The sequence below is a fragment of the Aeromonas sp. 3P genome, assembly GCF_051919745.1.
Taxonomy (GTDB): Bacteria; Pseudomonadota; Gammaproteobacteria; order Enterobacterales; family Aeromonadaceae; genus Aeromonas; species Aeromonas veronii.
The window spans coordinates 2,750,292-2,765,090 of record NZ_JBQBED010000001.1 but is presented as its reverse complement, the minus strand read 5'-3'; the positions used below and the strand labels follow the sequence as shown (position 1 = coordinate 2,765,090).

The 14,799-nt window shown below is 59.7% G+C and carries 11 protein-coding genes and 1 riboswitch; of the genes, 8 read left to right on the top strand and 3 right to left on the bottom strand.

Annotated features, from left to right (window positions below; all coding sequences use genetic code 11):
* Positions 1-23: 23 nt before the first annotated feature.
* Positions 24-109: riboswitch (cyclic di-GMP riboswitch) on the bottom strand.
* A 437-nt stretch (positions 110-546) separates the two neighbouring features.
* From prlC to ACTG19_RS12660, 3 genes are all read left to right on the top strand, one after another.
* Positions 547-2,589, top strand: a complete 2,043-nt coding sequence (gene prlC / locus ACTG19_RS12670) for an oligopeptidase A (RefSeq protein ID WP_439989130.1) — start codon at positions 547-549, stop codon at positions 2,587-2,589.
* A gap of 207 nt (positions 2,590-2,796) precedes the next feature.
* Positions 2,797-5,346, top strand: coding sequence for a putative bifunctional diguanylate cyclase/phosphodiesterase (locus ACTG19_RS12665; protein ID WP_113740665.1), 2,550 nt, complete (start codon positions 2,797-2,799; stop codon positions 5,344-5,346).
* Positions 5,347-5,400: 54 nt separating this feature from the next.
* Positions 5,401-6,162: a class I SAM-dependent methyltransferase gene (locus ACTG19_RS12660; RefSeq protein ID WP_234923230.1), complete on the top strand. Its 762-nt coding sequence runs from the start codon at positions 5,401-5,403 to the stop codon at positions 6,160-6,162.
* Between the two features lie 70 nt (positions 6,163-6,232).
* On the opposite strand, the gene ACTG19_RS12655 is transcribed toward ACTG19_RS12660, so the two are convergent.
* Genes ACTG19_RS12655 through rhlB form a run of 3 tightly spaced genes read right to left on the bottom strand, consistent with a single transcriptional unit; the run spans position 6,233 to position 9,309 of the window.
* Entirely contained in the window at positions 6,233-6,487 is a 255-nt protein-coding gene (locus ACTG19_RS12655; protein ID WP_201991022.1) for a Rho-binding antiterminator, read from the bottom strand.
* 30 nt (positions 6,488-6,517) lie between these two features.
* A complete protein-coding gene (gppA, locus tag ACTG19_RS12650) occupies positions 6,518-8,008 on the bottom strand; it encodes a guanosine-5'-triphosphate,3'-diphosphate diphosphatase (protein ID WP_113740666.1) in 1,491 nt (496 codons plus the stop codon).
* An 11-nt stretch (positions 8,009-8,019) separates the two neighbouring features.
* The gene (gene rhlB / locus ACTG19_RS12645; protein WP_005339414.1) at positions 8,020-9,309 is read right to left on the bottom strand and encodes an ATP-dependent RNA helicase RhlB; all 1,290 of its coding nucleotides are present in this window, start codon (positions 9,307-9,309) and stop codon (positions 8,020-8,022) included.
* Positions 9,310-9,422: 113 nt separating this feature from the next.
* Between rhlB and trxA the strand changes: the two genes are divergently transcribed.
* The 5 genes from trxA (at position 9,423) to fre (ending at position 14,667) form a co-directional block, all read left to right on the top strand.
* Positions 9,423-9,749, top strand: a complete 327-nt coding sequence (gene trxA, locus ACTG19_RS12640) for a thioredoxin TrxA (protein WP_005339416.1) — start codon at positions 9,423-9,425, stop codon at positions 9,747-9,749.
* Between the two features lie 203 nt (positions 9,750-9,952).
* Positions 9,953-11,218, top strand: a complete 1,266-nt coding sequence (rho, locus tag ACTG19_RS12635; RefSeq protein ID WP_005339417.1) for a transcription termination factor Rho — start codon at positions 9,953-9,955, stop codon at positions 11,216-11,218.
* 108 nt (positions 11,219-11,326) lie between these two features.
* Positions 11,327-12,319, top strand: a complete 993-nt coding sequence (locus tag ACTG19_RS12630; protein WP_113740667.1) for a hypothetical protein — start codon at positions 11,327-11,329, stop codon at positions 12,317-12,319.
* A gap of 33 nt (positions 12,320-12,352) precedes the next feature.
* A complete protein-coding gene (gene ubiD, locus ACTG19_RS12625) occupies positions 12,353-13,822 on the top strand; it encodes a 4-hydroxy-3-polyprenylbenzoate decarboxylase (protein WP_113740668.1) in 1,470 nt (489 codons plus the stop codon).
* 146 nt (positions 13,823-13,968) lie between these two features.
* On the top strand, positions 13,969-14,667 hold the full coding sequence (gene fre, locus ACTG19_RS12620; protein ID WP_005339423.1) for an NAD(P)H-flavin reductase: 699 nt from the start codon (positions 13,969-13,971) through the stop codon (positions 14,665-14,667).
* Positions 14,668-14,799: the final 132 nt, after the last annotated feature.

The following is a 14,799-nucleotide window of genomic DNA, read 5'->3' as shown; positions in this document are numbered from 1 at the left end:
GTCGGTTGTGACCGGACGTCCCCGGGGGCAGCCCCGCTGTCATAGGTGTTTTCCCTTAGACCGGTGGCTTTGCGTCGCGCCCTTTCGGGTCACTTTGCCTTTTTCACCCGATTTCTGTGCAGCACAGAGAATCAAGTGACCTGCATGGCAGGTTGCCTATGATAGATGCTTGAAAATAAATTAATCAATAGTTGGTTTTGATTCTAATTAACTGAAAAATATTGATAATTTATTACAGCCACCACATTTTGTTCGTTTCCATGATTGAGCATGACGGTACTTGGCTGGCAGCTGTGGCGCCGGTAAATGGTGGCTTTTTGCCCCTTGAAAGTAGCGATAAGAGCCAAAAAAGGCCCACATATTCATCCTGTTACTGGCTGTTGATGGCAAAACTGCAGCAACGGCAGAGATCCGGGTCGCAATGGCTGGAAAAGTACAGGGTTGCGGCGGATTCCCGCTTGATTATTGCGTGGCTTGGCCACATGTTAGAAAGCCATACAGAGCTGCTAAAGCGGTCTGTTCAAGACCAAACAAGAGGTAACCGGGATGAATAACCCTTTGCTGACAATGGATTCGCTGCCCCCTTTCAGCCAGATCAAGCCGGAGCAGGTTCAGCCTGCCGTGATTCAGGCGATTGCTGACTGCAAGCAGAAGATCAGCGATGTGCTGGCCCAGCGTGATCCCCATACCTGGGATAGCCTGATTGCCCCGCTGGAAGAGGTAAATGACCGTCTGTCACGGATCTGGTCACCGGTCAGCCACCTCAACTCCGTACTCAACAGCGAAGCACTGCGCGAGGCCCATGATGCCTGCCTGCCGCTGCTCTCCGAATTCCAGACCTATGTCGGTCAGCATGAAGGGCTCTATCAGGCCTATCTGGCCCTCTCCCAGAGCGATGATTTCCCGCTGCTGAGCGGCGCCCAGCGCAAGGAGATCCAGAATACCCTGCGTGACTTCCGCCTCTCCGGTATCGGTCTGCCTACCGAGGCGCAGCAGCGTTACGGCGAAATTCAGGCCCGCCTCTCCGAGCTGGCCTCCCGTTTCAGCAACAACGTGCTGGACGCAACCCAGGGCTGGCACAAGCTGGTGGCCGATGAAGCCGAGCTGGCCGGTCTGCCCGACAGCGTGCGTGCCGCTGCCCGTCAGATGGCTGAACTTAAAGGCAAAGAGGGGTGGCTGTTCACGCTGGATATCCCTTCCTACCTGCCGGTGATGATGTATGCCGACAACCGCGAGCTGCGCGCCGAGATGTACGAAGCCTTCACCACTCGCGCCTCCGATCAGGGCCCCAATGCGGGCAAGTGGGACAACTCCGCCATCATGAGCGAGCTGCTCACCCTGCGTCGCGAACTGGCTCAGTTGCTGGGGTTCGCCAACTATGCCGAGCTCTCCCTGGCCACCAAGATGGCGGACAAGACCGAACAGGTGGTGAGCTTCCTCACCGATCTGGCGGCCAAATCCCTGCCACAAGGCAAGGCCGAGCTGGAGGAGATCCGCGCCTTCGCCGCCGATCAGCATGGTCAGACCGAGCTGGCAGCCTGGGATCTCGCCTACTACGCCGAGAAGCTCAAGCAGCACAAGTTCTCCATCTCCGATGAGCAGCTGCGCCCCTACTTCCCCGCCAGCAAGGTGGTGAAGGGGTTGTTCGAAGTGGTGAAGCGGGTGTTCGGCATGAAGGTGCGCGAGCGCCTCGGCATCGACACCTGGCACCCGGACGTGCGCTTCTACGATATCTTCGATGCCGACGACGAGCTGCGCGGCAGCTTCTATCTAGACCTCTATGCCCGCGAGCACAAGCAGGGCGGGGCCTGGATGGATGTCTGTCTGGGTCGTCGCTACCGTCAGGATGGCTCGCTGCAAAAACCGGTGGCCTACCTGACCTGCAACTTCAACGGCCCGGTGGATGGCAAGCCTGCGCTGTTCACCCACAACGAAGTGGTCACCCTGTTCCATGAGTTTGGCCACGGCATTCACCACATGCTGACCCGCATCGATGTGGCCGGTGTCGCCGGTATCAACGGCGTGGCGTGGGATGCGGTGGAGCTGCCGAGCCAGTTCCTCGAGAACTGGTGCTGGGAGTCCGAGGCGCTGGCCTTTATCTCCGGCCACTACGAGACCGGCGAGCCGCTGCCTGCCGATCTGCTGGAGAAGATGCTGACCGCCCGCAACTTCCAGGCGGCCATGCAGATGCTGCGTCAGCTGGAGTTCGCCCTGTTCGACTTCCGTCTCCATCAGGTGTTTGACCCGGCCAATCCGGCACAGCTCCCAGCGCTGCTGGACGAGGTACGCAGTCAGGTGGCCGTGATGACGCCACCGGCGTTCAACCGCTTCCAGCACAGCTTCTCCCACATCTTTGCGGGCGGCTATGCGGCGGGCTACTACAGCTACAAGTGGGCCGAGGTGCTCTCTGCCGATGCCTTCTCCCGCTTCGAGGAGGAGGGGATCTTCAACCCGGCGACCGGCCAATCCTTCCTGAAGAATATTCTGGAGAAGGGGGGCTCGAAGGAGCCGATGGAGCTGTTCCGAGCCTTCCGTGGTCGTGAGCCCAAGGTGGATGCACTGCTGCGACACAGCGGGATCGCTGCCTGAGATTCCTGACCCGCAGCCTGTGTGAGCTTCAAGCAGGTACACTGTTTTGCGGCATAGTGGGATCGAGTCGTGATTTCTGCGACAAAAAGGAACCTTTTGGTCCCTTTTTTCAAGGCTTTTTAATATCTTGCTGATTGCATATTTGCACTGCCCACGGCTCTTCAGTAGAGTCGTGTTCTAACCTTCAAGGAGAGAAAGCCACTTGCCATGAGGCGAGCACTCGATTCCGTCTATCAAATCATCTCCAGTCTGGCTCATTCGAGCGGCCAGGGATATTTCGATACCTTTGTGAGTGAAATCGCCGCTGCTGTGATGGCTGATGTCGTCCTGATCGCCAGCAGGGAATCAAATGCTACCCATCTGACGGTTCAGGCTGCCCATCCCTCCTCTCTTGACCCCGATACCCTGACGCTGCCACTGACTGACTCTCCCGATGCCATTACCTGGCAGGAGGGGGAAGCCTGGTTCAGCGATCGTCTGTTGCAGCTGTTCCCCGCGATGCCGCTTGCCGATGCGTGGCAAGCCCAGGCCTACGCCGGGATCGCCCTCAAGGATGCGGATGGCGAAACCATAGGTATCTGCTGCCTGCTCTATCGTCAGCCTCAGGCCAATATGACCAAGGTGATGGGGCTGCTCCGGTTGCTGGGGCCGCTGGCCGGTCGCGAACTGGCGCTGATGCTGCAACGCCAGCTGCCGCAACTCTTGCCTGATACCCCCCATGTGCTGCAGAGCATGCTGTTTCAGGCCCCGGTGGGGATCGGCAAGCTCGATCTCACCGGCCGCATTCTCTGGGCCAACCCGGCCATCGAGAAGATGCTGGGCTATCCCCTCGACGAGCTGCTTCATCGCTCCATCTCCGACATCAATCACCCGGAGGATTGGCAGCGCAGCCTTGAGTGCTACGAAGAGATCCGGCGCGGCGAGCGCAGCAGTTTCACCCAGGAGAAGCGCTACTTCTGCAAGGGGGGCGAGATCCTGTGGGGGCGGGTGACTGTCACCCTGATCCGCGACGAGCAGCAGCAGCCGGACTACCTGATGGTGCTGCTGGAGAATATCGATCCCCTCAAGCGCCATGCGGAGCAGCTCAAGCTCTCCCACCGGGTCTACGACAACCTCTCCGAAGCGATTCTGGTGTGCGATGCCGACAGCCGCATCATCTCGGTCAACCCGGCCTTCGAGCAGATCACCGGCTACAGCAGCGACGAGGTGCGGGGCCAACGTCCCAGCATGCTCAAGTCCGGGCTGCACGATCAGACCTTCTATGCCGACATGTACCATGCGCTGGAGCGGGTGGGGGTGTGGCGTGGCGAGGTGTGGAACAAGCGCAAGAACGGCAAGCTCTATCCGCAGCAGCTGATGATCAGCACCCTGCGCGAAGCCGGCAAAATTCAGCAATATATCGCCATTTTCAGCGATCTTTCCCAGACCAAGGTGGCCGAGCAGAAGATCGCGACCCAGGCCAACTACGACAACCTCACCAGCCTGCCCAACCGCTGGCTGTTTGGCCGCTGCCTCACCCGCTTCTGCGAGCGGGGCGAGCGCTTCGCGCTCATGGTGCTCGACCTCAACAACTTCAAGGCGGTCAACAACAGCATGGATCACCATGCTGGCGATGCCCTGTTGCGGGAGGTGTCGGATCGACTGGTGAGCCGGGTGCGCACCGAAGATTTGGTGGCCCGCATCGGCGGTGACGAGTTCGCGTTCCTGGTGCCCGGCATCGTCACCCGCCGTCAGGCCGAGGTGTTTGCCAAGCAGGTGATCGGCAGCTTCGCCCGCCCCTTTATGCTGGCCAACCAGCATCTCTATGTGACCGCGACCATCGGCATGACTCTCTGTCCGGTCGATGGCAGCGAGAGCGACGAGCTGCTGCGCAATGCCGAACAGGCGCTGTTTGCGGCCAAGCGACAGGGACGGTTGCTCGGTGCCTACTGCTCATCCATGCGGGAAGAGGTGCGCCAGCGCCACCAGATGCAGCAGGATCTGGCCGAAGCGATCAAGCTGGAGCAGCTGACCATGGCCTACCAGCCCATCTGGGACAATCGCAGCGGACGGGTCGCCAAGCTGGAGGCGCTGGTGCGCTGGTATCACCCCCACTGGGGGCAGGTATCCCCTGCCGAGTTTATTCCGCTGGCGGAAGAGGCGGGATTGATTCAGGGGCTGGGGGCGCTGGTATTGTGGCAATCGTGCCGGGATCTGGCGCGATTACAGCAGTCCGGTTTCCCGGATCTGCAGATGTCGATCAACCGCTCCACCATGGAGTTCCAGACAATCGACCCCGAGGCGAGCGAGTGGCTCAAGGTGATCCAGCACTTCGGGCTCGATCCTGCCGACATCGTCATCGAAATCACCGAATCTCTGCTGATGGAGAGCAGCGATCAGCACAGAGTGCGGATCGATGCCCTGCGCGAGGCGGGCTGCAAGCTGGCCATCGACGATTTCGGTACCGGCTACTCGGCCCTCAACTATCTGCGCACCTTCCCGGTAGATCTGGTCAAGATCGACCGCTCCTTCGTGCGCCATATCCCCTTCAACGAGCAGGATCGGATGCTGCTCGATGGCATCATCAACATAGTGCACAACCTCGGCATGCAGGTGGTGATCGAGGGGGTAGAGACCCGCGAGCAGCTCAACTTCCTCTGCCAGAAGGGGTGCGCCTTCACCCAGGGTTATCTGCTCAGCCGCCCGCTGGCCTATGACGATCTCATTGATTACCTCGCTCTCAACCGTCAGGGGATGAACCTCACTGTCGTGAGCTGATCCACCGCTTCTGTTATCATGGCCGCTTCTGTACGTGCCATGAGTCTGTCTCCTATGCCCCATATTCAGGTTTTCAGTGAAGTCCCCGCCCGTGATGGCGAGCTCGACGCCCTGCGTTTACGCCTTGCCGACGTGGAGTTTCCGGCTCCGTTTGCGCTGGTACTGACTGAAGAGAGACTGGAACTGCGCAAGCTGGACGAGCCCAAGCTGGGTGCCGTCTATGTGGACTTCGTGGAAGGGGCGGTGGCACATCGTCGCAAGTTTGGTGGCGGTCGCGGTCAATCTATCGCCAAGGCGGTGGGGCTCAAGGCCGGTGCCACACCGACCGTGGTGGATGCCACTGCCGGGCTGGGGCGCGATGCCTTCGTACTCGCCTCTCTCGGTTGCAAGGTGACCCTGATCGAACGCAGCCCTGTGGTGGCTGCTCTGTTGCAGGACGGGCTGGCGCGGGCGGCACAGGATCCCGAGATTGGCCCCTGGGTCAGCGAGCGGATGCACCTGCTGCAAGGTCCGGCGGTGGACAACTTGCTGGCGCTGCCGGAGCGGCCCGAGGTGATCTACCTCGACCCCATGTTCCCCCACAAGCAGAAGTCGGCGCTGGTGAAAAAGGAGATGCGGGTGTTCCAGTCGCTGGTGGGGCCGGATCTTGATGCGGATGCCCTGCTGCCTGCCGCGCTCAAGATGGCGAACAAGCGGGTGGTGGTGAAACGCCCCGACTACGCCGGCTGGCTCAATGAACAGAAGCCCAGCATGGCCATCGAAACCAAGAGCAACCGCTTCGATGTCTATGTGATGGCGGCGCTGGCAGCGGGTTAACGGCCGGTGTGAGCCGCAGATGCAAAAAGGAGGGCCAACGTCATGTTGGCCCTCCTTTTTCGTATTGGATTCAGTTGGTTGGCGCGAAGCGGATCAGCTTTTCTTCCCTTTGCCAGTTCAGGCGCAGGGTCGCCAGTTCTGCCAGACTGAGCCGCTCGCCACTGTGCAGCAGCAGATACTCGACCCCTTCGCTGGCTTCGATGGTGCGGATCTTGTCATCCCGCTGGCGACCATCGCGGCTGGTGAGGGTCACCGGTAGTTGCCAGCTGGCAGCAATTTCGAGCCAGTCGTAGAGATCGCAGCTGATGGGTTGATAATCCGGCATGATCGGCTCCAAAACAGGCGGGTTGCTGAGTCAGGCTTCCTGTACGCGGGTCGGCCAGCCCATCTTCTGCTGGCGTTCCACCTCGAGCCGCAGCTCGCTGGCGCGCAGGTAGTGTTCATCCATCCAGCCCTTGGGCAGGGTCAGGGTCAGTGACTCCTCTTCTGCCTGCAGGGTGAAGCTGGGCACAGTGCCCTGGGTGCGGCGCATGCAGAGGATCAGGGCGATGCGCAGGATACGGGCCAGCCGGATCGCCTGACGACCGGTGACAGCACCCTGCTTTTCCAGCGGTTCCAGCTTGAATTCGTCCCGCTGGTTGAACAGCAGGGCCGACAACAGCTTCTTTTGCGCAGGGGTAAAGCCCGGCATATCGATGTTGTCGATGATGTAGGCGGCGTGTTGCGGCGCCTTCTTGTACTCGATACAGAGGCCGATCTCGTGCAGCAGGGCGGCATAACGCAAGATCGGGCGACCGTAGCGTTTGGAGAGTCGCCAGGCCGGTTGCAGCTGGTTGAACGCCTCGACGGCGGTATCGCGCACCCGTTCGGCGTGCTCTTTATCCAGCTGATAGCGGCTGATCAGGCTGTCGGCGGTACGATCCCGGGCATCACAGTCGTGATTGTTGCCCAGCAGACCGTAGATCAGTCCTTCACGCAGGGCGCCCCCCGCGAGGGTCATGCTCTCGATATCGAGTGTTTCGAAGATGGCGATCAGGATGGCGAGGCCGGAGGGGAACACGGTCAGCCGCTCGGCCGCCAGCCCTTCCAGTTGCAGCCGGTCGAGCTTGCCGCAGGCGATGGCCTGACCCATCAACTCCTGCAACTTCGGCAGGGTGACCCGCTCGCTCTTCCCTTGCGCCAGCATGATCTCTTGCAGCGCCTGTACCGTGCCGGAGGCGCCGACGCAGGTGCGCCAGCCGAGGGCGCGGTAATCTTCCGCCACCTTCTCCAGCACCGCCTTGGCGGCGGCAATCGCCTGCTCGAAACGAGCTTCGGAGAGCTCACCATCACCAAAGTGATTGTTGAGCCAGGTGACGCAGCCCATGTGCAGGCTGTTGAGCAGTTTTGCTTCGCTATGTTCGCCGATCACCAGTTCGGTGCTGGCACCGCCGATGTCGATCACCAGCCGGTTGCCTTCCCCGGCGGAGGTCCAGGAGACCCCTTCATAGATGGTCTTGGCCTCTTCCTCGCCCGAGATGATCTCGATGCTGTGGTTGAGTACCCGTTCCGCTTCGCTGAGGAACTCGTCGACGTTGGTGGCAAGCCGCAAGGTTGCGGTGCCCACCACCCGGATGTTGTCGGCCGGAATGTCCTGCAACTGTTCGGAGAAGAGACGCAAACAGTCCCAGCCTCGCTCCATGGCGGCACGGCTGAGACGAAATTCCGGATCGAGCCCGGCTGCGAGGCGAACCTTGCGCTTGACCTTGGCGACGGTGCGCAGGGCACCGGCGACCTCGCGCACCACCAGCATATGAAAGCTGTTGGAGCCGAGGTCGATAGCGGCATAGAGAGGCGAGTTGTGCAACGGGCCTGTCCTTAGCTCTTGCGCGGCGGACGACGACGGTTGTTGCTGTTGCCACCGCCCTGACGATCCCGCATGTTGCGGTTCACCGGCTGACGGTTGCGGAACACCCGTTTCGGCGGGGTCACGTCATCCAGCAGCGCTTCACGGTCGTACTTGCTGACCGGAATGGCGTGGTGGATGTACTCCTCGATGGCCGGCAGGTTGAAGGCATAGTCTTCACAGGCCAGGCTGATGGAGTGACCGCTCTTGCCGGCACGACCGGTACGACCGATACGGTGTACATAGTCTTCGGCGTCGTCGGGCAGGTCATAGTTGAAGACGTGGGTCACGTCAGGGATGTGCAGACCACGGGCGGCCACGTCGGTGGCGACCAGAATATCGAGCGCACCCTTGGTGAAATCCTCGAGGATCTTCATCCGCTTTTTCTGCGGCACGTCACCGGTCAGCAGACCTACGCGGTGGCCGTCGTTTTCCAGCCAGGCATGGACGTCTTCACAGACGTGCTTGGTGTTGGCGAAGACGATCGCTTTTTCCGGCCACTCCTCTTCCATCAGGGAGAGCAGCAGCAACATCTTGTCTTCGTTGGAGGGGTAGAACAGCTCCTCCTTGATCCGCACGCCGGTCATCTGCTCCGGCTCTACCTGCACATGTTCCGGGTGGTTCATGTGTTCGTAGGCCAGCTCCTGCACACGCAGGGAGAGGGTGGCGGAGAACAGCATGCTCAGACGCTCGGTCGCGGGCGGCATGCGGCGGAACAGGAAGCGGATGTCCTTGATGAAGCCCAGATCGAACATGCGATCCGCTTCGTCCAGTACCACGACCTGAATGTTGCTCAGATCGATCACCTTGGACTTGAAGTAGTCGATGATGCGGCCAGTGGTGCCGATCAGGATGTCGACGCCCTGCTCCAGCACGGCCAGCTGCTTGTCGTAACCTTCGCCACCGTAGGCGAGGCCGAGTTTCAGGCCGGTAGAAGCGGCGATGCTGTCGGCATCGTTATAGATCTGTACTGCCAGTTCCCGGGTGGGTGCCATGATGATGGCTCTGGGTTGGTTAACCAGACGGGGCTTGGTCAGCGGGTGAGTCAGCAAATAGTTGAATGTCGCGGCCAGGAAGGCAATGGTCTTGCCGGTTCCTGTCTGGGCCTGACCGGCGAGGTCATGACCTTCTACCAGCAGTGGCAGAGACAGTGCCTGGATGGGCGTGCAATAGTGAAATCCCTTTGATTCCAGACCAGCCAGAACTTCGGGTTCGAGGCCCATTTGGGCGAATTTGTCGGTCGTTAAGTGTGTTTTGCTCATGGCGGTAGGTTATCAGGTTAGGCTTGCAATAATAAACAGGATCATTTCAAATAGGGCAACTATTGCCTTTGTTGATATGTCAATAAAGCCTTAATTACTGACTGGAGTTGGAGATGAGTGACAAGATTGTTCAGCTGAGCGATGCCAGCTTCGAGGCAGATGTAATCAAAGCCGATGGCGCCGTTCTGGTCGACTTCTGGGCCGAGTGGTGTGGTCCGTGCAAGATGATTGCCCCGATCCTGGAAGAAGTTGCCCAAGAGTACGAAGGTCGCGTGACCGTAGCCAAACTGAACATCGACCATAACTCTGATACTCCGCCCAAGTACGGCATTCGTGGTATCCCGACCCTCTTGCTGTTCAAGAATGGCGAAGTGGCAGCGACCAAGGTCGGTGCACTGTCCAAGACTCAGCTGAAAGAGTTCCTGGACGGCAACCTGTAATAATCAAAGAGGAGCGCATTGCAATAATGCGCTCCTTGTGTTTTATCACCTAGACGCTCACCCCGATTGGTGCTAATTTATCGCTCGTTTGCTAACCTTTTTGCCTGACTCTTTGCTAACTACAGCCTGGCAATCAAATCCGATCAGCATCAATCCAGCAGACTGTCTCCTCATTCAATCCTTGCTTACAGACTTTCACCACTATGAATCTGACTGAATTAAAGAACACTCCTGTGTCCGAGCTGGTCAAGCTTGGCGAATCCATGGGGTTGGAAAATCTGGCTCGGGCGCACAAGAAAGATATTATTTTTGCAATCCTCAAGGCACACGCCAAGGGTGGCGAAGATATCTTTGGCGACGGTGTGCTGGAAATCCTGACCGATGGTTTCGGCTTCCTGCGTAGTGCAGACGGCTCCTATCTGGCAGGCCCAGACGATATCTACGTCTCCCCGAGCCAGATTCGCCGCTTCAACCTGCGTACCGGCGATACCATCTCCGGCAAGATCCGGCCACCGAAAGAGGGCGAACGTTACTTCGCGCTGCTCAAGGTCAACGAGGTCAACTACGACCGTCCGGAAAACTCCCGCAACAAGATCCTGTTTGAAAACCTTACCCCCCTGCATGCCAACGAACGTCTGCGTATGGAACGGGGTAACGGCTCTACCGAAGATATCACCGCTCGTGTACTGGACCTGGCTTCCCCCATCGGTAAAGGCCAGCGTGGCCTGATCGTGGCGCCGCCCAAGGCCGGTAAGACCATGCTGCTGCAGAACATCGCCCAGAGCATCGCCTACAACCACCCGGACTGTGAACTGATCGTTCTGCTGATCGACGAGCGTCCGGAAGAGGTGACCGAGATGCAGCGCATGGTGAAGGGTGAAGTGATCGCTTCCACCTTCGACGAGCCTGCCTCCCGTCACGTTCAGGTTGCCGAAATGGTGATCGAGAAGGCCAAGCGCTTGGTCGAGCACAAGAAAGACGTGGTGATCCTGCTGGACTCCATCACCCGTCTGGCCCGTGCCTACAACACCGTCATCCCGTCATCGGGCAAGGTCCTGACCGGTGGTGTGGACGCCAACGCCCTGCACCGTCCCAAGCGCTTCTTCGGCGCCGCGCGTAATGTTGAGGAGGGCGGCAGCCTGACCATCATCGCCACCGCGCTGATCGATACCGGCTCCAAGATGGACGAGGTTATCTACGAAGAGTTCAAGGGTACCGGCAACATGGAACTGCACCTCTCGCGCAAGATTGCCGAGAAGCGCGTCTACCCGGCCATCGACATCACCCGCTCAGGCACCCGTAAAGAAGAGCTGCTCACCTCAGGTGACGAGCTGCAGAAGATGTGGATCCTGCGCAAGATTGTCCACCCGATGGGCGAGATCGACGGTATCGAGTTCCTCATCGACAAGCTGGCGATGACCAAGACCAACGACGAGTTCTTCGACGCCATGCGGCGCCAGCAGAAGTAAGTCCGGTCAGAAAATGACGAAACCGCGGCCCTGGTCGCGGTTTTTGTTTATCTGTTTTCCGGTCGCCCTAGTAGTATGAGATCCCGATGTCACATGGATGGAGACGTCATGAAGCCTGTTTTCTGGTTATTGCTGGGGTTGCTGAGTGCAATGCCAGCCTGCGCGCAAAGTGCACCGATCGCGGTGACAGCCGAGACGTTGCAGACTCACCAGCGCTATCTGGCGGGCCGTCTGCAGGAGGGTCAATTTGCAGCCATCGACTCTCTGCTGGCGACCCTGAGTCGCGAGCGGCGGGAGTTCCTGCTGTTGCAGCTGCTGCGGGATATTCCCGCTACCTCCCCTGCATCCCCTGCGTTGCAACAGTGGGTCGAGGCTCAGGCCGACAAGGCACCCGAGTGGCTCATGGAGCAGCAGGTCGACGGTTTTCTGGTGCAGCAACCTGTCTATGATTTTGCCGCGCAGGCCCGTCAGTTGCTGGGGGAGTGGCAGCTGCAATCACTGATGCAGCGCTATCGGCAGCAGCTTGCCCAGGGCAGCTTCCAGCTAAAGTCCATCTACTACAGCAGTAACCCCGATCTCGCCATGCAGCAGCAAGCCCTGTTGTTGGCCCTCGATACCTTGCCGCAACCGATCTGGATGCGGGAGGCGCAAGTGCTGGCCAGCCAGAATATCTATCTGCCCGACAATCATCTGTTGTTCCATCTGTTGCAGCGCACCGGCGAACCGGCGCTCTATGGCATGCTGTGGCGGCGGCCGGCAGATCAGGATGCGCTGCGTGCACTCTCTACCATCAACCGCTTCCATCACGGCAGTGCTGCCAGCGATCTGCTGATTGCCGCCAGTGGCAATGAGGGATTGAAGGGAGCCGCCCTGCGGCAGCTGAGCGCACTCTCCCCCTTGCCACCGCAAGCCCAGAAATACCTGCTGGCGGAGCTCTCCAACCGCCAATACGGGGCGCTGGTGGCCGGTCTGTTGATGGAGGTGGACGAGCCACAACTGCTCTCTGCGCTGGCCAGACGCCTCGGCCAGCGTGACATGCCACCCATTGCACCGAGTCTGCTGCCCGATTCGGGTACACCCGATGGGCAGCCAGGGTTATAATGCGTGACCTCCTGAACCCGGTTGGGAACTTGCATGAAATACAAGGATTTGCGTGATTTCATCGCGCAGCTGGAACAAAACGGACAACTCAAGCGCATCACCCGCGAGATAGATCCCTATCTGGAGATGACCGAGATCAGCGATCGCACTCTGCGTGCGTGTGGCCCGGCTCTGCTGTTCGAAAATCCCAAAGGCTACACCATGCCGGTGCTGACCAACCTGTTCGGTACCCCTGATCGGGTTGCCATGGGCATGGGCCAGCCCGATGTGGGCGCCCTGCGTCAGGTCGGGGTCTGGCTCTCCTATCTCAAGGAGCCCGAGCCGCCCAAGGGATTCAAGGAGCTGATGGAGAAGCTGCCGATCTTCAAGCAGGTGCTCAACATGCCGACTAAACGCCTCTCTTCTGCCCCCTGCCAGCAGGTGGTACAGGAGGGAGATGCGGTCGATCTCGACCAGATCCCGATCCAGCACTGCTGGCCCGGCGATGTGGCGCCGCTGGTCACCTGGGGCCTCACCATCACCCGTGGCCCCTACAAGAAGCGCCAGAACCTCGGTATCTATCGCCAGCAGAAGATCGGCAAGAACAAGCTGATCATGCGCTGGCTGGATCATCGTGGCGGTGCCATCGATTTTCGTGAGTGGCAGGAGGCCCATCCCGGTGAGCGATTCCCGGTAGTGGTAGCACTCGGTGCCGATCCGGCGACCATTCTCGGCGCGGTGACGCCTGTGCCGGATACTCTCTCCGAATATGCCTTTGCCGGTCTGCTGCGCGGCAGCCGTACCGAGGTGATCAAGGCCATCAGCTGCGATTTGGAGGTGCCCGCCAGCGCCGAGATCGTGCTGGAAGGCTATCTTGAGCCGGGTGAGATGGCGCCTGAAGGCCCTTATGGCGACCACACCGGCTACTACAACGAGGTGGACGAGTTCCCGGTCTTCACCATCACCCACATCACCAAGCGGCGCGATGCCATCTATCACAGCACCTACACCGGCCGTCCGCCCGATGAACCGGCGGTGCTGGGTCTGGCGCTGAACGAGGTGTTCGTGCCGCTGCTGCAGAAGCAGTTCCCCGAGATTGTGGACTTCTATCTACCGCCGGAGGGGTGCTCCTACCGGATGGCGGTGGTGACCATCAAGAAGCGTTACCCGGGCCACGCCAAGCGGGTGATGCTGGGGGTCTGGTCCTTCCTGCGCCAGTTCATGTACACCAAGTTCGTGGTGGTGTGTGACGATGATGTCAACGCCCGCGACTGGAAGGATGTGATCTGGGCCATCACCACCCGGATGGATCCGGCACGGGACACCACCTTGATCGAGCATACGCCGATCGACTATCTGGACTTCGCCTCGCCGGTCTCCGGCCTCGGCTCCAAGATGGGGCTGGATGCCACCAACAAGTGGCCGGGCGAGACCAATCGGGAGTGGGGTCAGCCCATAGTTCAGGATGAGGCGGTGAAGCAGAAGGTTGATGCCATCTGGGATGAGCTCAATATCCTCGGATGAGGCAAACATGACAGCTTTGCTGCAAAAAGTGATGCGATCCGCACTGATTTGAGTATTCTCGACTGACGGGGCCAGGGCTGCTGGTCGTCACTCCATAGTGAAACAATGAGCGAAGCGGGCCGAGCGAGCCCGCCACAAGGACAAGAATGCAACGTATCAAATGCCGCGTAGAGGAACTGCGCGAATATGTCGACACCATCTGGCATGTGGCCCTGACGCCGCAGCAAGCGATCAGCTTCAAGCCGGGCCAGTATCTGCTGGTGGTGATGAGCGATTCGGACAAGCGCCCCTTCTCCATCGCCAACTCGCCGACCCGCCCGGGCGTGCTGGAGCTGCAAATCGGTGCCACTCCCGAGAACGCCTACGCTGGTCAGGTGCTGGCCCGCATGCGCGAGCAGGGGGAGATCGAGGTTGAATTACCGGCTGGCAAGGCGTTCCTGCGCGATGAATCCCCCCGTCCGCTGATCCTGATGGCGGGCGGCACCGGTTTCTCTTACGCCCGCTCCATTCTGGAGTACCTGATCGACACGGGCAGCAAGCGTCCGGTGTTCTTCTACTGGGGTGTGCGTCAGGCTCACTGGCTCTATGAGCTGGAGCAGATGCAGCAGTGGGAGCGTGACTATGCGCCGCTCACCTTTATCCCGGTGGTGCAGGAGCCGGAGGCTGACTGGACCGGCAAGAGCGGACTGGTGCACAAGGCGATCATGGATGATTTCGTCAGTCTCCACGACTACGACATCTATGTCGCTGGCCGTTTCGAGATGGCGGGTGCCGCGCGGGAGGAGTTCAAGATCCTTGGCGCCGAGCCGGAGCGCATCTTTGGTGACGCCTACGAATTTATCTGACGGGATCCCCGTCTGGATGACGCAGCCCCCGGTTTTGCCGGGGGCTTTTGTTTTTGTGGCTGCCGCAGTACCTGATCGTACCGAATGGTTGGATTATTGCGGCGTTATCCCATTATTTTTCAATATTTTGGC

What these genes read in the sequence shown, in the direction of transcription:
- prlC (WP_439989130.1), top strand. Translation starts at nt 547, where the DNA reads ATGAATAACCCTTTGCTGACAATGGATTCGCTGCCCCCTTTCAGCCAG.
- rho (WP_005339417.1), top strand. Translation starts at nt 9,953, where the DNA reads ATGAATCTGACTGAATTAAAGAACACTCCTGTGTCCGAGCTGGTCAAG.
- ACTG19_RS12630 (WP_113740667.1), top strand. Translation starts at nt 11,327, where the DNA reads ATGAAGCCTGTTTTCTGGTTATTGCTGGGGTTGCTGAGTGCAATGCCA.
- fre (WP_005339423.1), top strand. Translation starts at nt 13,969, where the DNA reads ATGCAACGTATCAAATGCCGCGTAGAGGAACTGCGCGAATATGTCGAC.
- trxA (WP_005339416.1), top strand. Translation starts at nt 9,423, where the DNA reads ATGAGTGACAAGATTGTTCAGCTGAGCGATGCCAGCTTCGAGGCAGAT.
- ACTG19_RS12655 (WP_201991022.1), bottom strand. Translation starts at nt 6,487, where the DNA reads ATGCCGGATTATCAACCCATCAGCTGCGATCTCTACGACTGGCTCGAA.
- ACTG19_RS12665 (WP_113740665.1), top strand. Translation starts at nt 2,797, where the DNA reads ATGAGGCGAGCACTCGATTCCGTCTATCAAATCATCTCCAGTCTGGCT.
- ubiD (WP_113740668.1), top strand. Translation starts at nt 12,353, where the DNA reads ATGAAATACAAGGATTTGCGTGATTTCATCGCGCAGCTGGAACAAAAC.
- ACTG19_RS12660 (WP_234923230.1), top strand. Translation starts at nt 5,401, where the DNA reads ATGCCCCATATTCAGGTTTTCAGTGAAGTCCCCGCCCGTGATGGCGAG.
- rhlB (WP_005339414.1), bottom strand. Translation starts at nt 9,309, where the DNA reads ATGAGCAAAACACACTTAACGACCGACAAATTCGCCCAAATGGGCCTC.